Below are 21,176 nucleotides of genomic sequence, written 5' to 3'. Positions count from 1 at the left end.
CGCGTTCTGGAGTGCGGTGCGGCTGCCTGCCCGGAGATTCCGGGGGTGGTGCCGTCGCTGCGGTTCGGGGGTTTGTCGCCCACCCGTCCACGGGCTACCAGGGTATCAGCGACCGAGACCGATGGCTTCCGGCCACGCTCCGCACACGAGTCGCCACGAACCTGCACAGGAGTATCGGTTTCCCACCCGTTGCTCACCCGTTCGGCCGACCCGGGTTGCCCGGAGCGGCACACAGATCATCTACGTGCGTCGTATCCTGCTCGGACATTCGCTGCCGAGCCCGGCCGGCCACACGGCACCACCCCTCGCCCGTAAGCACCGGAACAACGCGAGCTCGTCAGTTCGTTGAGCAGAGATCGTCGAGAAGAGACTGTCGTTTTGCCTCACGGCCGAGACGACTGCTTTGCTTCACCGCTCAACGACGCACTACAAAACCCACCCCTTGACCGCACTAAGCGAGAGCCCCCTTGCCAGAAGGGGGTGACGTGGCCGTTCGACTGGAGTTGCACGTGGCCGGGCGCATCGAAGACTACGCACTCATCGGAGACATGCAGACAGCGGCGCTGGTCTGCCGGGACGGCACAGTCGACTGGCTGTGCCTGCCCCGCTTCGACTCGCATGCCATCTTCGCCGGACTGCTGGGCACCGAGGAGCACGGCTTCTGGCGGCTCGGCCCCGCGCACGCCTCCGACGCCCCGCCGCCCACCGCGGCCCGGCGCACCTACCGCGGCGACTCCCTGATCCTGGAATCGGAGTGGGACACGCCGCGCGGCACGGTCCGGGTGATCGACTTCATGCCGCCGCGTGACGGCGCGCCCCAGCTGATCCGCATCGTGGAGGGCGTCTCGGGCCGGGTGCCGATGCGCTCGGCCCTCAGGATGCGTTTCTCGTACGGCCGGGTCGTGCCGTGGGTGCACAAGCACGAGGGCCGCACGGTCGCCGTCGCCGGCCCGGACTCCGTGTGGTTCGACGCGGAGACCGAGACCTACGGCAAGTCGCTGACCACGTACTCGGACTTCACGGTCGCCCCGGGTGAGCGGATCGCGTTCACCATCTCCTGGGAGCCCTCGCACAAGCAGCCGCCGGCGCTGCCGGAGCCGGAGCAGTCGCTGGAGGCGACGGAGGACTTCTGGCGCGAGTGGGTCGAGCACTGCACGTACCACGGTCCGTACCGCGAGGCGGTGATCCGCTCGCTGATCACGCTGAAGGCGCTGACGTACGCCCCGACCGGCGGCATCGTCGCCGCCCCGACGACCTCCCTGCCCGAGGACATCGGCGGCGTCCGCAACTGGGACTACCGCTACACGTGGCTGCGTGACGCGGCCATCACCCTGTCCTCGCTGCTGCGCACCGGCTACCGCGAGGAGGCCCGCGCCTGGCGCGAGTGGCTGCTGCGGGCGGTCGCGGGCGACCCCGAGAACCTCCAGATCATGTACGGCATCGCCGGCGAGCGCGAGCTGGGCGAGGCCGAGCTGGACTGGCTGCCCGGCTACGAGAACTCCGCGCCGGTCCGGGTCGGCAACGGCGCCGCGCACCAGCTCCAGCTGGACGTGTACGGCGAGGTCACCGAGGCCCTGCACCTGGCGCACATGACGGGCCTGGCCCGCAACGACTACGCCTCGCTGCTCCAGCTCAAGCTGATCCGCTACCTGGAGGACCACTGGGACGAGCCGGACGAGGGCATCTGGGAGGTGCGCGGCCCGCGCCGCCACTTCGTGCACTCCAAGGTGATGGCCTGGGTCGCCGTCGACCGCACCATCAAGCTCATCGAGTCCGGCGACGCCGACGGCCCGCTGGAGCGGTGGCGCGAGCTGCGCGACGACATCCACCGGGACGTGTGTGAGAAGGGTTACGACAAGGAGCGCAACACCTTCACGCAGTCGTACGGCTCGAAGGAGCTGGACGCCTCGCTGCTGCTGATCCCGCAGATGGGCTTCCTGCCGCCGGACGACAAGCGCGTCATCGGCACCATCGAGGCGATCCAGCGCGAGCTGTCCACCTCGGACGGGTTCATCCTGCGCTACCCGACACAGGGCGACGACGAGGGCGTCGACGGCCTCCCCGGCGACGAGGGCGCCTTCCTCGCCTGCTCGTTCTGGATGGCGGACGACCTGGCGATGATCGGCCGCGTCGACGAGGCCCGCAAGCTGTTCGAGAAGCTGCTGTCGCTGCGCAACGACCTCGGGCTGCTGGCCGAGGAGTGGGACCCGGGCCTCCAGCGCCAGGTCGGCAACTTCCCGCAGGCGTTCAGCCACGTTCCGCTGATCGACACCGCGCTGCGGCTGACGGCGTCGGGGGCCTACGGCGGCTGAGCGGGCCCGTCGGCCGAAGCCTGCCTACGCTGGGATCCTCAGCCCCTGCACGGAAGGGGGCGCCCCATGGCCTCCCCATCGAAGGCGGGCGCGGCCCTCACCGCGCTGCGCGAGGATCTGGTCGGCGACGTGTTCGCTCCGGGGGATCCGGGCTACGACGAGGCCCGGACCGTCTTCAACTCGATGATCGACCGCCGGCCCGCGGTCATCGCCCAGTGCGTGGACGAGGACGACGTCGTACGGGCCGTGCGGTTCGGGAGGGACCTGGACCTGCACATCGCGGTGCGCGGCGGCGGGCACAGTGTCGCGGGCATGGCGGTGAACGACGCCGGCCTGGTCGTCGACCTGCGGCACATGCGCGCGGTCGGCGTCGATCCCGCGGCCGAGGCGGTACGGGTCGCGGGCGGGGCCACGATGAGCGATCTGGACCGCGCCTGCCAGCCGCACGGGCTCGCCACGACCGGCGGCCGGGCCTCGACGACCGGTGTCGGCGGCTTCGTCCTCGGCGGCGGCTCCGGCTGGCTGGACCGCTGGTGCGGACTGGCCGTCGACAACCTGCTCGGCGTCGAGCTCGTCACCGCGGACGGCGAGCGGGTCCACGCGAGCGCCGACGAGAACCCGGAGCTGTTCTGGGGCCTGCACGGCGGTGGCGGCAACTTCGGCGTCGCGACCGCGCTCACCCTGAAACTCCATGAGCTGCCCGAGTTCTCCATCGCGCTGGTCCTGTACCTGCCGGAGTTCGGCCCCGAGGTCGTGCGCACCTACCGCGAGCTGATCGCCGTGGCCCCGGACGAGGCGAGCGGCGGCGTGCTGTACCTCACCGGCCCGCCCGAGGAGTTCGTACCGCCGCACCTGGTCGGCACCGTCCTGTGCGGTGCGCTGCTGACGTACGCCGGGTCCGAGGCGGACATGCGCAAGCTGGCCGAGCCGTTGCTGGCGCTGCCGCACGAGTCGGAGATCGTCGGGGCGATGCCGTACGCCGATGTCCAGTGCATGCTCGACGATCCGCCGGGGATGCGGAACTACTGGTCGGCGGAGTACCTGACGAGTGCGCCCGACGCCTACCTGGAGGCGTTCTGCGCCGGGGGCGAGGCGATGCCGCCGACCGGGACCATCCATGTGCTGTTCCCGCTGGGCGGGGCGATCGCAGCGGGCCCGCGCGAATACCCGGTGCCCTACCGCGACGCGCCCTGGGCCGTCCACCCGTTCGCGATCTGGGAGGACCCGGCGGACGACGAGCGGTGCGTCCAATGGGTCAGGCAGGTCCGTGCCGACGCGCGCCCGTGGAGCACCGGCGCGGTCTACCTCAACTTCATCGGCGACGAGGGCGCCGAGCGGGTCGTGGCGGGGGTGGGCACCGAGAACACCCGTCGGCTGGCCGGTCTGAAGCGCCGCTACGACCCGGACAACGTCTTCAGGTTCAACCACAACATCAGGCCGGCCTGAACACCGTCACCAGGCTCGCGTGAACGCCGTCAACGTCCGCTCCCCGCCCGGATCACCCGCCGTCGCCGGTACGAGGGCGATCTCGTCGAGCCCGGCCTCGGCGTACTCCGCGACACGCGCCCGTACGGCGTCCAGGTCGCCCACCAGGCCGACCATGTCCGCCGCAGCGGCGGGCAGCGCCCGGAGCAGCGTGCCGGGGTCGGCACCGGTACGGGCCAGCTCGACCGCCTCCCCGAATCCGGCCGCCTCGAACATGTCGCTGTAGCCGGGCACCGTCAGATACCCGGCGATGCTCCGCAGCACCTGCGCGAGGGACTCCGGGTCCGGGTCGACTGCGGCAGGCAGCCAGGACACCAGCGCCGGCGGCGTCCGGCCGACGCGCTCGGCGGCCGCCGTCAGCTTGGCCCGCAGCGTCCGCACCTGCTCCGGCGAGACGATGTCCAGGAGCATCCGGTCGGAGTGGGCCGCCGCCGTGGCGATCGCGCGGTCGCCGAACGCCGCCACGGTGAGCGGGCCGCCGGGCGGCTGGAGACGGCGCGGGAAGACGCTGCCGGGGACGATCGGCTCACCGGGCCTGCCGTGCAGGAAGACGCGCAGGGCCGCCGCCGAGGCCTCCAGCGCCGCCGCGGGCCGTTCTCGCGGCACCCCGTGCACGCCCTCGACGACCCGCTTGCTGGACGTCCCCAGCGCCACCCCGACCGGCCGCCCGGTGACGGCGGCGACCGAGGCGGCACCCCGCGCGATACCGAACGGCTCGCGCACCGACACCGCCACGGGGCCGGCCGTCAGCGCGACCCGCTCGGTGGCCCGCCCGATCGCCGCGGCGAGGACGAAGGAGTCCCAGGTCGGCCCCTCCCCCGCCCACACCTCGCGGTACCCGAGCCGGTCGGCGACCACCGCCACCCGCAGCGGCTCCTCGACCGGACTGTCGTCCTCCCGTGCCACGGCAACCACGCTGAAGTCCATGCCGACGCCGCTACCCCGCCGGCAGCGCCCCAACCCGGCGCTGATCACCGCAGCGACAGGGGCGCGCGACGGTCCGGATATGTCACCGAGGCAGGGCCACGGGTAGCGTCCGCCTCATGGACAGCGGTACGGGCGGTATGAGCAGCGGATTCGACACCCACAGCGCCGGAATCACCGTGCGCCGGGCGCTGGAGCTGCCGGGCCTGCGCAGCGGGCTCCCCGAGGTGCTCGCGGGCGCCGACCGGCTGGGGCGCACCGTGCGCTGGGTGCACGCGGGCGAGGTGCCCAACATCGCCTCGCTGCTCAAGGGCGGGGAACTGCTGCTGACCACGGGCTACGGCATCGGCACCCGTCCCGCCGACCAGCGCGCGTTCGTGCGCACCCTGGCCGAGCGCGGCATCGCGGCCCTCGTCATCGAGCTCGGCACCCGCTTCACCCGGCTGCCCGCCACGCTGGTCGACACGGCACGTGTGGCCGGGCTGCCGCTGGTCCAGCTGCACCGCGAGGTGCCGTTCGTGACGGTCACCGAGGAGATCCACACCGAGATCGTCAACGGCCACTACGCGCTGCTGCAACGGGCGGAGGAGGTGCACCGCCGATGCACGGAAGCACTGCTCGGCGGCGGTGGAGTACCCCAAGTGCTCGGCATCCTCGCGGAGTTCAGCGGCAACCCGGTCTTCCTGGAGACGACGAACGGGCAGCTGCTGTACGCCGCCGGGTCGGGTCCCGAAGGCGCGGACCCGCTCCAGGTGTGGGAGGGGCTGCGAGGGCAGCACAAGGACGGGCCGCCGCCCGCCGGGTCGGTGCTGGTGGACGTTCCGGGAGGCGGCCCGGGAACGGTGTCGGTCCGGGCCCGGCTGGTTCTGCTCCCCGTACGCGGCCCGCTCGCACCGGTGCACCGGATCGCCGCCGAGCGGGCCGCGGGCATCCTGGCCGTGGTCCTGATGCAGGCACGGCAGGAGGAGGAGCTGGCGGCGCGTGGGCGAGGCGACTTCCTGACCGACCTCGCGGAGGGCCGTGTCGCCGCCGAGGACGCCCCGGCACAGGCGCGCGTACTGGGCTTCAAGCCGGGTGACGGCCCGCTGCTGCCGGTCGTGATGCGGCTGGGGGACGCGCTGTCGCCGGGCGGTGGCTGGGCGGTGCTGGCGCGTGCGGTCGGCGAGGAGCTGGCCTCGGTGGGGGTGCCGGTGCTGTTGGGTGTGCGTCCGGTGGAGGGCCGGGTGCCGCTGCTGCTGGGGCTGCGCGCGGAGTCGGACCGCCCGGCGGTCGCGGACCGGGTCGCGGTGGCGCTGCGGGCGGGTGTGGAGCGGGCCGGGATCCAGCGGCCCGGGGCGCCGCCGCCGGTCGTGGTCGTCGCGGTGGCCGGCGGCTGGGCGGCGGCCTCGGCGGGCCTGCGGCACGCGGCGGAGACGGCGACGGCGGCCCAGGGCCTGTCCGACCGCCCCTGGTACGACGCCCGGCGCCTGGACATCGACCTGCTGCTGTGGCGACTGCGCGACCACCCGGATCTCGCGGCCTTCGTGGACCGCGCGATCGGCCCGCTGCGCGAGCACGACAACCGGTCGAAACCGCCCCTGCTGCCCACCCTGGAGACGTACTTGGCCCACGCGGGCCGCAAGGCGGAGACCGCACGCGAGCTGCACCTCAACCGGCAGACGCTCTACAACCGCCTCGCCCGCATCGGCGAGTTGCTCGGCACCGACCTCGACGACCCGCAGACCGTACTGGCGTTGAGCCTGGCGCTGCGGGCGCGCAGACACGCGGGGTAGGCATCAGGGGCGTGGGCCACTCGTGTCGGCGGCTAGACCACGAACCGCGGCTGCGTCAACTCGTCATACACGCTGAGGACTTGGGCCACCGTCTCGTCCTCGGTCGGCCAGGTGGCCGTCTGCCGCACGCCGCGCTCCCTGAGGAGTTCCCGCCTCGCGGGATCGTCGAGCAGCCGTACGACGGCGTCGGCGAGGGCCTTCGCGTCGCCGTACGGGACGAGTTCGGCCGCGTCGCCGACGAGTTCCGGCACTCCGCCCACCTCGGTGGCGACGAGCGGCACGCGCGCGTGCAGGGCCTCCTGGGCGAGGACGGACCGCGACTCCCAACTGCTGGGCAGGAGCGCCACGTCGGCCGCGGCGAGCAGCTCGGAAACGTCGTCGCGGCGCCCGATGAGCCGCACGGGCAGCTCCTCGTCCTCGATACGCCGCTGGAGATCGGCCCGCAGCGCCCCCTCCCCCGCGATCACGACCAACGGCACGGGGTCGAGCCTCAGCCACGCGCGTGAGGCGTCCAGCAGCACGTCGTATCCGCGATGCCGCTCCAGCGAGCCGACGGCGATCAGCAACGGCCGCCCGGTGGCCCCGAGTTCGGCCCGGACCTTGGGCCGCAGCCGGTCGGGGTCGTCCTGCTCGACGGCTTGGTGGGGGCCGGGCATGGCGACGGCCGCGAGGCGCGCGTCCCGGGCGCCGGTCCGGCGGGCCCGGTCCACGAGCGCCGAGGTCGTCCCGAGCACGACGGCGGCGGCCTTGACGACCCGGCGCTCCAACAGCCGTACGAGATGGGCGCGGGCGCCCTCGGCGTGTGCCCGGTCGTGCCAGGTGACGACGAGTGGGGTACGCCGTCCGCTCAGCGCGAGCACGGCGCGGAAGGAGGCGTGCAGTCCGTGCGCGTGCACCAGGTCGGCGTCCACGCAGGCCGCCCGCAGGGCCGCCACGGAGGAGGGGTCGCTGCTGCGCGGCACATGCACATGGTCGGCGCCGGCCCCCGTGAAGTCATAGAGGTGATCGGCCTCGACGGGGGCGCACACGGTGACCCGCACGCCCCGCGCGACCAGCCCCGAGGCCAGCGAGCGCACATGCGCGCTACTGCCGGCGTTGCCACCGCCCAGCACCTGCACGGTGCGCAGCGAGGACTGGCCGTGCGGTGCGTGGCTGCTCACGGGGGTCACGTGGCCGGGGCTCCTGCTTCGGGTCGGGCGGTCACGAAGAACGTACAGAAGGATCGGGCGGACGGGGTGTACCGCGCGAATCGCTACGCGTACGACGTGTTTACGCCAAGGATGCCAGGACGTACGGCTGTTCCGGGAACGGCGGGAGGCCCAAGACGGCGCGGGCGCCGGGCAACGTGGCGCACGGAGTCACCTGCACGAGTGATCCCGGGTGGGGGTTGTGGCCGAACATGCGCGCGTGGAGCAACGCGCGGCGGCTGTGCCGTCCCGACGCGCCGTCCGTGCGTCCCGGCGGCCTCACCTCACCGCGCGGTCGGCGCCTCGCGCCAGCTCGCTCACCTTCTCGCCGTACACCGCCGCGGCCACGACGGCGGCGGCGTGAGCGACCAGACCGGCCCGCCCGTTCCCGGCGACGACGGCGGCGCCCAGGGCCGCACCCAGCGCGTGCGCCCCGGTGTCGCCGATCATCGCCCGCTCCCCGAGGTCGTCGGGCAGTACGGCCGCGGCGGCCCCCATGGCTCCGGCGGCCAGTTCGGCACCGGGCCCCGAGCGCAGCAACCCCGGCGCACCGAGCGCGAGCACCGCGGCGGCGGCCCGCCCGGGTCGTACGTCCACGAGATTGACGAAGTGCGCGGCACCGGCGATCACGACCCCGGCGAGCAGCCTGTCCAGGGGCCGTTCCTTCAGGACCGCCCCCGCGACGAGCCCGGCGGCGGAGATCCCGAACAACTTGACGGCCCCACTGGTGACTTCGCCGTCCCGCAGAGCGGAGAGATGCGCCCGGAACCCGCGGCGGGAGTCACCGGCCCCGGCGACGTCGTCGTACGCCCCGCAGGCCCCCGCGACAGCCGCGGCGGCGCCGACGGCCGGCGAGATCCTTCCGGCCCCGACCGCGGCCGCCAGGGCGGAGACGGGCGCAGCGTACAACTCCACCGTCCGCCCGGCGTAGTTCTTCCGCTCCCAGCGGTCACGGCCGCCGGGTGCCTTGGCGCGCAGGGCGGCGACGGCGACGCGGGTGAGGGCGGCGGAGAGGCCGAAGGAGACGGCTTGCTTGATCATCCGGCCACCTTACGGGCCTCTTGGCCGCCCACCGCCTCGCAACAGGCCCTAGCCGTCTGCCCGAGCCGTCTCCAGCAGTTCCTCCGCGTGCGCCCGCGCCGTCTCCGAGTCCTCCTGCCCGGCGAGCATCCGGGACAGCTCCCGGATCCGCTCCTCGCCCTCCAGGACCTTCACGCCGGACCGGGTGACCGACCCGTCGTTGGTCTTCTCGACGAGCAACTGCCGGTCGGCGAAGGCGGCGACCTGCGGCAGATGGGTCACCACGACGACCTGCGCGGTCTTCGCCAGCCGGGCCAGCCGCCGCCCGATCTCCACGGCCGCCTTGCCGCCGACACCGGCGTCGACCTCGTCGAAGAGATACGTCGGCACGGGATCGGTGCCCGCGAACACGACCTCGACGGCGAGCATCACGCGCGAGAGCTCACCACCGGACGCGCCCTTGGCGATGGGCCGGGGCGGCGCTCCCGGGTGGGGGGCGAGCAGCAGCTCGACCTCGTCCACGCCGGACGGCCCGTAGGCGACCGCGCGCCCGCCGACCTCCACGCCCTCCGGGTCCTCGGTCTGGCGAATGTCGAAGGACACGCGCGCGTGCGGCATCGCGAGCGAGGCCAGCTCCGCCGTCACCGCGGCCGCGAACCGCTCGGCGGCGTCCGTCCGCGCGTCGGTCAGCGCCTGCGCCAGCCCGCCCAGCTCGGCCCGCAGCGCATCGCGCTCGGCGGTCAGCTCCCCGATCCGCTCGTCGTCGCTGTCCAGCTCGCCCAGCCGCGCCGCGCTCTCCTCGGCCCAGGCGAGCACGGAGGCGACGTTCTCGCCGTACTTCCGGGTGAGCGCGTTCAGCGCGGCCCGCCGCTCCTCCACGGCCGTCAGGCGCAACGGATCCGCGTCGAGGTCATCGGCGTACCCCGCCAACTCCCCGGCGACATCGCCCAGCAGGATCCCGATCTCCCCGATCCGGTCGGCCAGCGCGGCCAGCGCCGGATCGTGCGACCGCACGGCGTCCAGGGCCCGGTGCGCGCCCGCGACGAGCGTCGCCGCGTCGATGCCCTCGGGGTCCTCCGGATTTCCGGCGAGCGCGGCGTGAGCGGCCGTGGCGGCGGACGACAGCGCCTCCGCGTGCCCCAGCCGCTCGGCCTCCTCCGCGAGCTCCGCGTCCTCCCCGGCCCGCGGCTCGACACCGGCGATCTCGTCGAGCCCGAACCGCAGCATGTCGGCTTCCTGGGCCCGCTCACGCGCGCGCGTGACGATCTCGTACAGTTCGACGGAGGCGGCCCGCAGCCGCCGGTAGGCCTCGCCGTACTTGGCGAGCGGCACCGCGACGGCGTCCCCCGCGTACCGGTCGAGCGCCTGCCGCTGCCGGGCCGGCTTCAGCAGCCCCTGCTGGTCGGTCTGCCCGTGCACGGCCACCAGCTCGTCGGCGAGCTCGGCCAGCATCCCCACGGGCACGCTGCGCCCGCCCAGATGCGCTCGCGAGCGCCCCTCGGCGGAAACGGTACGGCTGAGAAGCAACGCCCCGTCGTCGAGCTCCGCCCCGGCCTCCTCGACCCGTACGACGACCGGCGCGCCCGAGGGCACGGCGATCCGCCCCTCCACGACCGCTTTCTCGGCCCCGATCCGCACGAGCGCCGGGTCCGCCCGCCCACCGAGCAGCAGCCCCAGGCTGGTGACCACCATGGTCTTGCCCGCACCGGTCTCACCCGTGACGGCGGTGAACCCCGGCGACAACTCGACGACAGCGTCGTCGATGACTCCGAGCGACCGTATCCGCATCTCCTCCAACACGGACACGACCTTACGAGGTCGGGCACCGGGAGTGCGACGCCCCCCGGTCCCAGTCATGTGAAGGTCCAGGTGACGAATGTATATCGGCAGCACATTGTCACCCAGGCGAGTGGAGCTACTCAGGGGCGCGGGGCTGTATCGATCTGCGGCTCCGCCGCGTGGGCGCGACCAGCCACAACGGACCCGCAGCCGCCGACGCACCCTCACACGCCACGGCGAGACGGCTAGTGAGGCGCCCCCCGCCACCCGGACACCGGCAACGCGAACTTCGCCACAAGCCGGTCAGTGAACGAAGCGTGATGCAGCCGAGCCAGCCGCACCGGCACAGCCCCCCGCCGCACCTCGACCCGCGCCCCCGGCGGCAGCTCCACGGTCCGCCGCCCGTCACACCACAACACCCCCGGCGGGACGTGCGGCAGGACCTCCACGGCAAGCACCGAGTCCGGCGAGGTCACCAACGGCTTGGCGAACAGCGCGTGCGCCGAGATCGGCACCATCAACAGCGCCTCGACCTCGGGCCACACCACAGGCCCACCCGCCGAGAAGGCATACGCCGTGGACCCGGTCGGCGTGGACAGCACGATGCCGTCGCACCCGAACCCCGTCACCGGCCGCCCGTCGATCTCCAGCACGACCTCGAGCAGCTTCTCGGCGCCGGCCTTCTGCACGGCGGCCTCGTTCAGCGCCCAGTCCGTGTGCACGATGTCGCCGTTCTGGTGCACGACGACGTCGACGGTCATCCGCTCCTCGACCTCGTACGCCTTGGTGACGACCCGGTCGACAACCTTGTCGAGATCGTCCCGCTCGGCCTCCGCGAGGAACCCGACCCGTCCGAGGTTGACGCCGAGCATCGGCACCCCGGACGCCCGGGCGAACTCGGCGCCCCGCAGCAGCGTCCCGTCACCGCCCAGCACTATCAGCAGCTCGCACCCGTCGAGGCACTGCGGAGTCGCTTCCTTGACGAGCCCCACCTCGGGCGGCAGCGGCAGGTCGGCCGCCTCGTACTCCAGGACCCGTACGCCGATCCCCGACCGCAGCAGTCCCTTGACCACCAGCTCGGCGCTGCGGATGGCCGCGGGCCGCCCCGTGTGGGCGAGCAGAAAAACAGTACGAGCTCGGTTCTGTGTCAACGCGGCCCCTCCGCAACTGCACGGTCAACGTCGGCCGGGTCCGGAGCGGGCGCCCCGGCACGCAGCCACAGAAAGTACTCGACATTCCCGGAGGGTCCGGGCAACGGACTCGCCGTAACGCCCTTCACTCCGAGCCCGAGTTCCCACGCCTTCTCGGCGACTTGGCGCACGGCCTCCGCCCGCAGCTGCGAACTCCGTACGACTCCCCCACTGCCCAGCCGTTCCTTCCCCACCTCGAACTGCGGCTTGACCATCATCACCAGATCGGCGTCCGGCTTCACGCACCGCACCAGGGCGGGCAGTACCAGTCCGAGCGGGATGAAGGACAGATCCCCCACGACAAGATCCACTGGTTCCCCATCGATCGCTTCGAGCGTCAACTCGCGTACGTTCGTACGGTCCTTGACGGTGACGCGTTCATCACTCTGGAGAGTCCAGGCGAGTTGTCCGTATCCGACGTCCACGGCGACGACATGCGCGGCCCCCGACCGCAGCAGGACGTCGGTGAAACCCCCGGTGGACGCGCCGGCGTCCAGTGCCCGCCGTCCTTCCACCACGAGCCCCCGGGGCACGAAGGCCGCCAGCGCGCCCGCGAGCTTGTGCCCGCCCCGCGAGACGTAGTCGGGATCGCTGCCATCGGTGGACACCACGATCGCCGCCGCCGTCTCCACCTGCGTGGCCGACTTGGTCGCGACGGTCTTGCCGACGGTGACCCGCCCTGCGGCGATCAGCTGGCCGGCGTGCTCGCGCGAGCGCGCGAGCTTCCGGCGGACCAGCTCCGCGTCGAGACGGCGGCGTGCGACTCCTGCCACGTTCGGTTCAGCTCCTATGTCCGTACGACGGTGAGGGCGCCGGAGGACCCGGGCGGGCGTCGAGCGCGGTGAGCGCGTCGCGCAGCCCCCGGTGTACATCCTCGTACACCTCGAGGTGCCCGTCCGTGGCGAGGTGGTCGGCATCACCAAGCCGCTCCAGCCGGGCGTCGACGTCGGCGTTGCCGGTAGGGGTGCGGGGGACGTTCAGCGGGGCGGGGGCGGCGGGGTCGTACTCGGGTTCGACCGCTGTGACCGCGTACTCGTCCGCCGCCGCCTCCGCCGGGATCTCCGTCTCCGGAACCGTGTCGCTCATGCCCAGACGCTACCCCGAACAGCTGGGGTACCGTCGATCGCGATGGCCACGACTGAGGAGTGCCGCGCCGCACTCGAAAAGCTCTCGGACAACATGCAGCGCGCCGAAGGGGACGCCCGCACGGCGGCGGCCCTGGACCGCTCGGTGAGCTGCCACATCACCGACCTGGACGTCACGTTCGCCGGCCGCATGGCGGGCGGCCGGATCCATGTCCAGGACACCCTCCAGGGCCCGCCCCGCGAGAAGGCCCAGATCAGACTCAGCATGGCCGGCGACGACCTGGTCGCCCTGGTCGACGGCGAGCTGCACTTCGCCAAGGCCTGGGGCTCGGGCCGGGTGAAGCTGCACGCGGGCGTGCGCGACCTGCTGGTGCTCAGGAAGCTTCTGTAGCCGCGACCTTCTTGACGTCGGACGTCTCGGCGTCGGACGTCTTGGCGTCGGACGTCTCGGCATGCGACGTCCTGGCGTCGGAGAGGTCGGCGTCGGCCTCGCCGGGGCCCGCCTTCCTGGCGCCTGCCTTGCCACCGGTCCGTGCCTGCCGAGCGGCCGGCACCACCAGCGGCGTGCCCGTCTCCGGGTCGTCGATGACCTGGCACCGCAGCCCGAAGACCTCCTCGACCAGCTCGGCCGTGACGATGTCGTTCGGCGCGCCCTCGGCGATGATCTCCCCGCCGCGCAGGGCGATGAGGTGCGTGGCGTAGCGGGCGGCGTGGTTGAGGTCGTGCAGGACGGCGACCAGCGTGCGCCCCTGCTCCTCGTGCAGCTCCGCGCACAGGTCCAGGACGTCGATCTGGTGCTGGATGTCGAGGTAGGTCGTCGGCTCGTCGAGCAGCAGCAGCGGCGTCTGCTGGGCGAGTGCCATCGCGATCCACACGCGCTGCCGCTGACCGCCGGAGAGCTCGTCGACATAGCGGTCCGCGAGCTCGGCGACCCCGGTCTGCTCCATCGACTCCTGGACGACCCGCTCGTCCTCGGTCGACCACTGGCGCAGGATGCCCTGGTGCGGGTACCGGCCGCGGCCCACCAGGTCGGCCACGGTGATCCCGTCGGGCGCGATCGACGACTGCGGCAGCAGGCCCAGTGTGCGCGCGACCTTCTTCGCCGGCATCGACTGGATGACCTGCCCGTCCAGCAGGACCCGGCCCTGGCTGGGCTTGAGCATCCGCGACAGGGCCCGCAGCAGCGTGGACTTGCCGCACGCGTTCGGGCCGACGATCACGGTGAAGGAGTTGTCGGGTATCTCCACCGACAGCTGCTCGGCGATGACCCGCTGGTCGTAGGCGAGGGTGACGTTGTCGGCGGACAGGCGGTTCACAGTGCTCCTTCGGTTGTTCGGCCCGCTGCTGTTCTTGTCGGTACTTCCGGTGCTCATATCCGGCCCGCCTTGCGTTCGGTGACCAGCAGCCACAGCAGATACACGCCGCCGAGCACGCCGGTGACCACGCCCACGGGCATCTGGTCGGCTCCGAAGACCCGCTGGGAGATCCAGTCGGCGGTGACAAGGAGGGCGGCGCCCATGCAGAGGGAGGGCAGCAGGTTCGGCCCGGGCGAGCGGGTCAGGCGCCGGGCGAGCTGCGGGGCGGTGAGCGCCACGAAGCTGACGGGACCGGCGGCGGCGGTGGCGGCCGCGGTGAGCAGGACGGCCGCCAGCATCAGCAGCAGCCGTACGCGTTCGACACGTACCCCGAGGGCGTACGAGACGTCGTCGCCCATCTCCATCATCCGCAGCCCGCGCGCGTTGGCGAGGACGAGCGGGACGAGTACGGCGCACAGCGCGAGCAACGGCCAGACCTGGGCCCAGTCACGGCCGCTGAGGGAGCCGGTCATCCACACGACCGCGCGGGCCGCGTCGACCAGGTCGGCCTTGGTCAGCAGATAGCCGTTGACCGCCGTCATGATCGCGGACATGCCGATACCGACCAGGACCAGTCGGTATCCGTGCACGCCCCGCTTCCAGGCGAGCAAGTAGATGGCGAGCCCGGTCCCGAGTCCGCCCAGGAGCGCACCGCCCGTGACCTGGGTGGAGTCACCGGAGAACAGCACGATCACCACGAGCGCGCCGGCTGTCGCCCCCTGCCCGAGACCGAGGATGTCCGGGCTGCCCAGCGGGTTGCGCGACAGCGCCTGGAACAGGGCACCGCCGAGCCCGAGCGAGGCACCGACCAGCAGCCCGACGAGGACCCTCGGCAGCCGCAGCTCGTTGACGATGAACTCCTGCCCCGCGTTCCCGTCGCCGAGCAGCGTCCTGAGCACGTCGCCCGCCGAGATCGGGAAGTCGCCGGTGCCGATCAGCACGACGCTCGCGCCGAGCGCGGCGAGCAGCAACAACACGACGACGGTCAGCGCCCGCACGTCCAGCCGGACGGAGAACCCACCGGGGGTCCGCACGGCACGGTTGCCCCGGCCGGGCTTCCCCAGGCTCTTCACCGCGCTCTTCGCAGTGACCTTCACTTCGCTCTTCGCTACCCTCTGCACCGCGGTCTTCACAGCTGGGCCGTCCTCCGCCGTCGTACGAGAAAGATGAAGACCGGTCCGCCGAGGATCGCGGTGACGATGCCGACCTGGAGTTCCGAGGGCCGGGCCACCATCCGGCCCAGCACGTCGGCGCCGAGCAGCAGCACGGGCGACAGGACGGCCGCGTACGGCAGGATCCAGCGCAGGTCGGGCCCGGTGAAGGAGCGCACGACGTGCGGCACCATCAGGCCGACGAACACGATCGGGCCGCAGGCGGCGGTCGCGGCCCCGCACAGCACGGTGGCCGCGAGCATCGACAGCACCCGGGTGCGGTTCAGGTTCGCGCCGAGCGCCTGGGCGGTGTCGTCGCCCATCTCCATGGCGTTGAGCGGCCGGGCGAGCGCGAGCGCGAGCACCATGCCGACGACGAGGAACGGCAGCACCTGCTTGATCGTCGAGTCCGTCGCCGAGGTCAGCGAACCGACCGTCCAGAAGCGCATCTTGTTCAGCGCCGCGTTGTCCGTGATCATCACGGCCTGGAGATAGCCGTACAGCGCGGCGCTGATCGCCGTACCGGCGAGCGCGAGCCGCACCGGTGTGGCACCCCGGCTGCCGCCGAGGAACCAGACCATCGCCCCGACCGCGGCCGCCCCGAGGAAGGCGAACCAGACATAGCCGCTCAGGCTGGTGACGCCGAAGAAGGTGATGGCGGTGACCACCGCGGCGGACGCCCCCGCGTTGATGCCGAGCAGACCGGGATCGGCCAGCGGGTTGCGGGTGAGCGCCTGGAGCACGGCCCCGGCCAGACCGAGCGCGGCGCCGGCGAGCAGACCGAGGACGGTGCGCGAGATCCGGTCGTCGACCACGACGTCGCCATAGGTCCCCGATGCCTCGAACAGGCCGTGCCAGACCTCCCCGAGAGACAGCTGTTTCGCCCCGACCGCGATACTCGCCAACACGACGACCAACAGGATCAGGACAGAGACGAGCAACCCAACGGCACGTATCGCCCGTCGGGTTGGGGGCACGGACTGGGACTCCGCGCGCTGTTCGGGAGGACTGTCGACCAACACGCAGTTAGGTTAGCCTACCCTCCCATTCAGCCACGATCCCGCCGCACGCCGTCACAACCCCGGTGACGATCCCGCCCTCCGACGTCACAAACCCCGGCCGCGACGCGCCCCTCCGGCGTCACAGCCCCAGCCGCGCCAGCGCCTTCCCCGCGTCCAGCGCACAGGAGCCGTCCCCGGCCGCGGTCCAGGCCGCCGCGCACAACGCCCGCAGGCCGTCCAAGGCCTCACCGTCACCGTCGAGTTCCAGCCGCTCCGCCCCGGCCGTCGCCGTCCAGCCACCGCACCGGAAGCCCTCCCCGGCCGCCACGACGTCCGGCTGCCCGGTGAGCAGGCCCCGCAGATCGGCGTCGACATACGTCGGCCGGTGCTGCGGCGGCGCGGCGAGGAGCTGGGCACCGTCGGTCACACCGGTCAGCACGAGCAGCGAGTCGACCTCCCCGTTGAACGCGCCTTCGATGTCCGTGTCCAACCGGTCCCCGACCACCAGCGGCCGCTCGGCACCGGTCCGCAGGATCGTCTCCCGGTGCATGGGAGGCAACGGCTTGCCCGCGACCTGCGGCTCGGCGCCGGTGGCGATCCGTACGACCTCCACCGCCGCGCCGTTGCCCGGCGCGATCCCCCGCCCGCTCGGAATCGTCAGGTCGGTGTTGGACGCGAACCAGGGCACCCCGCGCGCGACGGCGTACGAAGCCTCCGCGAACCGTCCCCACGGCAACTCGGGCCCGCCGAACCCCTGCACGACCGCCGCCGGATCGTCGTCCGCCGACTCCACAGGCTCCAGCCCGCGCTCCCGCAGCGCCACCCGCAGCCCCTCCCCGCCGATCACCAGCACCCGGGCGCCCGCCGGCACCTGCTCACTGATCAGCCGCGCGACCGCCTGCGCCGAGGTGATGACATCGTCCGCCCCGGTGGGTATGCCGAGCTCCGTCAGATGCGTGGCCACGGTGTCCGGAGTCCGCAGGGCGTTGTTCGTGACGTACGCGAGACGCATCCCGCCCGCACGGGCCACGGCGAGCGAGTCGACGGCATGCGCGATCGCGTTGCCGCCCGCGTACACCACACCGTCGAGGTCGAGCAGCGCCGTGTCGTACGCCTCGCTCAGGGCCTGGCCGCTTCCCTCGGGCCTCGTCCTGACGCTCTGGCTCATTCCGCATCGCTCCTCGTTCGACGGCTTTCCCCCGATCATCCCCCATGCCACTGACACCCGTACGATGCCGGGATGAACACAGCAGGTCACCCGGAAGCAACGGCGCGCCGAGGCCTCGAACTGACCCCGTTCCGAGGGCTTCGCTACGACCCCGACCGGGTCGGCAGCCTGGCCGCCGTGACATCTCCTCCGTACGACGTCGTAGTCCGCCCGGACGGCCTGCACCAGCTCCAGGACTCGGACCCGTACAACATCGTCCGCCTGATCCTCCCCCAGGCCGACACCGCCGGCGCCCGCAACGAACAGGCGGCCGACACCCTGCGCCGCTGGCTCTCCGAAGGCGTGCTGACCACCGAGTCCGAGCCCAGCCTCTACGTCTACGAACAGCACGACGGCGACGGCATGCTCCAGCGCGGCATCATCGGCGCCCTGCGCGTCACAGAGCCCGCGGAGGGCCTGGTCCTGCCGCACGAGGACGTCATGCCGCACGTGGTCGCCGACCGCGCGGCCCTGATGCGCGCCACGTCCGCGAACCTCGAACCCCTGCTGCTGACCTACCGCGGCAACGGCACGGCGAGCGACACGACCGCCGTCATCGAGCGCACGGTCGAGCGCCCGCCGCTCTTCTCGACCACCACGGAGGACGGCTTCAACCACCGCCTGTGGTCGATCACCGACCCGGCCGACCTGGCCCGCGTCCAGTCCGACCTGACCCGCCACCAGGCCCTGATCGCCGACGGCCACCACCGCTGGGCGACGTACCGCCGGCTACGCGCGGAGCACCCCTCGCCCAGCCCCTGGGACTACGGCCTCGTCCTCCTGGTCGACACGGCCCGCTACCCCCTGCGCGTCCGCGCCATCCACCGCCTCCTGCACGACGTCGCGGTGCCGGACGCCCTGGCCGCCCTCGACGGCCTGTTCCGCGTACGCCGCCTCGAAGTCCCCCTGCCCGAGGCCCTGGAGGCGCTTGCCGACGCGGCCTGCGCGGGCAACGCCTACCTCCTCGCCGGAGACGGCGCCTTCCACCTGGTCGACGCCCCGGACCCGGCCCTTCTCGACCGCACGGTCCCCGCCGACCGCCCCGCCGCCTGGCGCACCCTGGACGCCACGGTCCTGCACGCCACGCTCCTCGCCCACGTCTGGCACATCCCCGAGGACGACCCCACCCGCATCGCCTACATCCACGACACCACCGCCACCGTCGACAAGGCGGAACGCGACGGCGGTACGGCCGTCCTGATGCACCCGGTCCGCGAGGACGTCGTACGCGACCTCGCCCGCCAGGGCGTCACGATGCCCCGCAAGTCGACCTCGTTCGGTCCGAAGCCGGCCTCGGGCCTGGTGCTGCGCGCACTGGACCTCTGAACGCCGAAGGGCGGGACCCCTGTCCGGAATCCCGCCCTTCACTTCACGCGTCGCTCACTCCTTGTCGCCCTCGTCGGGATCGGCCGGAGCCTGCTCGTCACCGTCGCCCCCGGACTCGGTCCGGTCCACGCCCTCGTCCTCGTCGAGGGCGTCGACGAACTCGACACCGTCCATCTCGGCGAGCCGGTCGGACGCGTCCGTGCTGCCGTCCTTGTCGGCCTCGACGGCCTTGGCGAACCACTCCCGTGCCTCCGCCCGCCGCCCGGCCGCCAGCAGCGCCTCGGCATACGCATACCTGAGCCGCGCGGTCCACGGCTGGACGGAGTTGGAGGCGAGCTCGGGGCTCTGCAACGTCACGATGGCCGCGTCCAGCTGCCCCAGGTCACGCCGGGCACCGGCCGCGACGAGCCGCATCTCGACCTGCCCGGCCTTGTCCAGCTTGTGCACCTCGGGTGCACCGGCCATGTCCAGCGCCTTCTCCGGCCGCCCGAGCCCACGCTCGCAGTCGGCCATGAGCGGCCACAGGTCCACGGTCCCGGTCATCCGCCGCGCCGCCCGGAACTCGGCCAGCGCCTCGGCGTACTTCTGGTTCGCGTACGCCGCGAACCCGCCCGCCTCACGTACGGCAGCGACACGCGACGCCAGCCGCAGGGCCACCTTGGAGTAGCCGTAGGCCGCCTCGGGGTCCTCATCGATGAGCCGCGCGACCATCACCAGGTTCTTGGCGACATCCTCCGCGAGCGTCTTCGGCAGGCTCTGCAATTCCTGCCGTACGTCCTTGTCGATCTCCTCGCCCGTGACGTCCTCGGGGATCGGCAGCCGCTTGATCGGCTCGCGGTCCCGGTCACGATCCCGCTCGTCACGGAACCGGCCGCCACCACGCCGGTCGTCACCACCGCGTCGGTCGTCCCGCCCACGGAACCCACCGGGCCGTCCACCACGGTCGTCCCTGCGGGGCCCGCGCCCGCCACGGTCGTCCCGCCGGTCGTCCCGCCCACGGAACCCGCCGCGCTCGCCCCGGTTGTCATCACGACGGAAGCCGCCGCGGTCCCCACGGTCACCGCTGTCACGGCGGTCGTCCCGCCGGAAGCCACCACGGTCGTCGCCGCGACGGTCATCACGACGCTCAAAGCCGCCGCGGTTGTCGTCACGACGGAACCCACCGCGGTCACCACGGTCATCGCCGCGACGGTCATCACGACGCTCAAAGCTGCCACGGTTGTCGTCACGACGGAACCCACCGCGGTCACCACGGTCATCGCTCCGGCGGTCATCACGGCGCTCGTAACTGCCGCGGTTGTCGTCGCGACGGAAGCCGCCACGATCACCACGGTCGCCGCCGCGGTCGTCACGCCGGAAGCCGCGGTCGCGGTCGTCACGGCGGCCGTAGCCACCGCGATCGCCGCGGTCACCACCGTCGCGGCGGTCATCACGGCGCTCGTAGCTGCCGCGGTCATCGCTCCGACGGTCATCACGGCGGTCGTCGCGGCGGACGTAACCACCGCCACCCCGGTTGTCATCACGACGGAAGCCACCACGGTCGCCGTCGCGCCGCTCCCCGCGCTCGCCTCGATCGTCCCGGCGGAAGGCAGGACGGTCGCCGTCACGCCGGAACCCACGGTCACGGTCGTCGCGACGGGGCCCAGCAGGCCGGTCATCGCGCCGGAACGGCGGCCGAGACCCGCGGTCGTCGCCGCCCCGCCGGTCGTCACGGCGGACGTAACCACCGCCACCGCGGTTGTCATCACGACGGTTGTCATCACGACGGAAGCCACCCCGATCACCGCGGTCATCGCGGCGGTCATCGCCTCGGCGGTCGTCACGACGGTCATCACGTCGCCCATACCCGCCACGGCCGGCGCCGCTGCCACCACGGTCGTTGTCACGACGGAATCCGCCGCGCTCCCCCCGGTTGCCACGGTCACCGCGGTCACCACTGTCCCGTGGCCGCTGGTCGCGCTCCGGTCGGTCGTCGGGAGAGTTGGGGGACATCGGTGACTCCTGTCTTCGGTACTGCAAGCATTGTAAAAACAAAAGGACCCCTGGTCCCAGCTGAACGCTGGGGACCAGGGGTCCTTCCCAAAGATTGTTCGGCGGCGTCCTACTCTCCCACAGGGTCCCCCCTGCAGTACCATCGGCGCTGTAAGGCTTAGCTTCCGGGTTCGAAATGTAACCGGGCGTTTCCCTCACGCTATAACCACCGAAACCCTAATGGTTTCGAGCGAACAAGCACACTCTTCTTTTGTCTGTTCTACTCAAAGCCGACAACGGTCGTTGTCTCAGAACTAACACAGTGGACGCGAGCAACTGAGGACAAGCCCTCGGCCTATTAGTACCGGTCACCTCCACACGTTACCGTGCTTCCAGATCCGGCCTATCAAC

Annotated in this window: 17 protein-coding genes and 2 rRNA genes; 5 read left to right on the top strand and 14 right to left on the bottom strand. The window is 72.3% G+C overall.

The window, feature by feature from the left end; genetic code table 11:
* Positions 1-509 precede the first annotated feature (509 nt).
* Entirely contained in the window at positions 510-2,312 is a 1,803-nt protein-coding gene (locus ACFU95_RS38310; RefSeq protein WP_383838275.1) for a glycoside hydrolase family 15 protein, read from the top strand.
* Positions 2,313-2,378: 66 nt separating this feature from the next.
* Positions 2,379-3,758, top strand: a complete 1,380-nt coding sequence (locus ACFU95_RS38305; RefSeq protein WP_383838166.1) for an FAD-binding oxidoreductase — start codon at positions 2,379-2,381, stop codon at positions 3,756-3,758.
* A gap of 6 nt (positions 3,759-3,764) precedes the next feature.
* Here ACFU95_RS38305 and ACFU95_RS38300 read toward each other — a convergent pair whose 3' ends face one another.
* Complete coding sequence (locus ACFU95_RS38300; protein WP_383838163.1) at positions 3,765-4,724, bottom strand: LLM class F420-dependent oxidoreductase; 960 nt, start codon at positions 4,722-4,724, stop codon at positions 3,765-3,767.
* A gap of 116 nt (positions 4,725-4,840) precedes the next feature.
* On the opposite strand from ACFU95_RS38300, the gene ACFU95_RS38295 reads away from it, so the two are divergent.
* Positions 4,841-6,493, top strand: a complete 1,653-nt coding sequence (locus ACFU95_RS38295; protein ID WP_383838161.1) for a PucR family transcriptional regulator — start codon at positions 4,841-4,843, stop codon at positions 6,491-6,493.
* 32 nt (positions 6,494-6,525) lie between these two features.
* On the opposite strand, the gene ACFU95_RS38290 is transcribed toward ACFU95_RS38295, so the two are convergent.
* From ACFU95_RS38290 to ACFU95_RS38265, 6 genes are all read right to left on the bottom strand, one after another.
* The gene (locus tag ACFU95_RS38290) at positions 6,526-7,662 is read right to left on the bottom strand and encodes a glycosyltransferase family 4 protein (RefSeq protein WP_383838159.1); all 1,137 of its coding nucleotides are present in this window, start codon (positions 7,660-7,662) and stop codon (positions 6,526-6,528) included.
* 297 nt (positions 7,663-7,959) lie between these two features.
* Entirely contained in the window at positions 7,960-8,721 is a 762-nt protein-coding gene (locus ACFU95_RS38285) for a hypothetical protein (RefSeq protein ID WP_383838156.1), read from the bottom strand.
* 48 nt (positions 8,722-8,769) lie between these two features.
* Entirely contained in the window at positions 8,770-10,488 is a 1,719-nt protein-coding gene (recN, locus tag ACFU95_RS38280) for a DNA repair protein RecN (RefSeq protein ID WP_383838272.1), read from the bottom strand.
* Positions 10,489-10,724: 236 nt separating this feature from the next.
* Complete coding sequence (locus ACFU95_RS38275) at positions 10,725-11,630, bottom strand: NAD kinase (RefSeq protein ID WP_383838154.1); 906 nt, start codon at positions 11,628-11,630, stop codon at positions 10,725-10,727.
* The gene (locus ACFU95_RS38270; RefSeq protein ID WP_383838152.1) at positions 11,627-12,442 is read right to left on the bottom strand and encodes a TlyA family RNA methyltransferase; all 816 of its coding nucleotides are present in this window, start codon (positions 12,440-12,442) and stop codon (positions 11,627-11,629) included. The genes ACFU95_RS38275 and ACFU95_RS38270 overlap by 4 nt, the downstream gene beginning before the upstream one ends.
* Before the next feature lie 7 nt (positions 12,443-12,449).
* Positions 12,450-12,755, bottom strand: coding sequence for a hypothetical protein (locus ACFU95_RS38265; protein ID WP_383838150.1), 306 nt, complete (start codon positions 12,753-12,755; stop codon positions 12,450-12,452).
* 42 nt (positions 12,756-12,797) lie between these two features.
* On the opposite strand from ACFU95_RS38265, the gene ACFU95_RS38260 reads away from it, so the two are divergent.
* Positions 12,798-13,145, top strand: a complete 348-nt coding sequence (locus ACFU95_RS38260; RefSeq protein WP_383838148.1) for an SCP2 sterol-binding domain-containing protein — start codon at positions 12,798-12,800, stop codon at positions 13,143-13,145.
* Here ACFU95_RS38260 and ACFU95_RS38255 read toward each other — a convergent pair.
* The 4 genes from ACFU95_RS38255 to ACFU95_RS38240 form a co-directional block, all read right to left on the bottom strand.
* Positions 13,129-14,127, bottom strand: coding sequence for an ABC transporter ATP-binding protein (locus ACFU95_RS38255; RefSeq protein WP_383838147.1), 999 nt, complete (start codon positions 14,125-14,127; stop codon positions 13,129-13,131). The genes ACFU95_RS38260 and ACFU95_RS38255 overlap by 17 nt on opposite strands.
* Entirely contained in the window at positions 14,124-15,206 is a 1,083-nt protein-coding gene (locus tag ACFU95_RS38250; protein ID WP_383838144.1) for a FecCD family ABC transporter permease, read from the bottom strand. The genes ACFU95_RS38255 and ACFU95_RS38250 overlap by 4 nt, the downstream gene beginning before the upstream one ends.
* 32 nt (positions 15,207-15,238) lie before the next feature.
* Complete coding sequence (locus ACFU95_RS38245; protein ID WP_383838141.1) at positions 15,239-16,282, bottom strand: FecCD family ABC transporter permease; 1,044 nt, start codon at positions 16,280-16,282, stop codon at positions 15,239-15,241.
* Between the two features lie 118 nt (positions 16,283-16,400).
* Complete coding sequence (locus ACFU95_RS38240) at positions 16,401-17,429, bottom strand: HAD hydrolase-like protein (RefSeq protein ID WP_383838138.1); 1,029 nt, start codon at positions 17,427-17,429, stop codon at positions 16,401-16,403.
* 72 nt (positions 17,430-17,501) lie between these two features.
* Here ACFU95_RS38240 and ACFU95_RS38235 point away from each other — a divergent pair, with 72 nt between their 5' ends.
* Positions 17,502-18,794, top strand: a complete 1,293-nt coding sequence (locus tag ACFU95_RS38235; protein WP_383838135.1) for a DUF1015 domain-containing protein — start codon at positions 17,502-17,504, stop codon at positions 18,792-18,794.
* Between the two features lie 54 nt (positions 18,795-18,848).
* Here ACFU95_RS38235 and ACFU95_RS38230 read toward each other — a convergent pair whose 3' ends face one another.
* The 3 genes from ACFU95_RS38230 to ACFU95_RS38220 form a co-directional block, all read right to left on the bottom strand.
* The gene (locus ACFU95_RS38230) at positions 18,849-19,613 is read right to left on the bottom strand and encodes a hypothetical protein (RefSeq protein ID WP_383838269.1); all 765 of its coding nucleotides are present in this window, start codon (positions 19,611-19,613) and stop codon (positions 18,849-18,851) included.
* Positions 19,614-20,882: 1,269 nt separating this feature from the next.
* A 5S ribosomal RNA gene (gene rrf / locus ACFU95_RS38225) occupies positions 20,883-20,999 on the bottom strand.
* A gap of 104 nt (positions 21,000-21,103) precedes the next feature.
* A 23S ribosomal RNA gene (locus tag ACFU95_RS38220) occupies positions 21,104-21,176 on the bottom strand; the annotation flags it as partial.

This window comes from Streptomyces sp. NPDC057623, assembly GCF_042800355.1.
Taxonomy (GTDB): domain Bacteria; phylum Actinomycetota; class Actinomycetes; order Streptomycetales; family Streptomycetaceae; genus Streptomyces.
The sequence above is the reverse complement of the archived record's forward strand: the minus strand, read 5'-3'. Positions and strand labels throughout refer to the sequence as shown.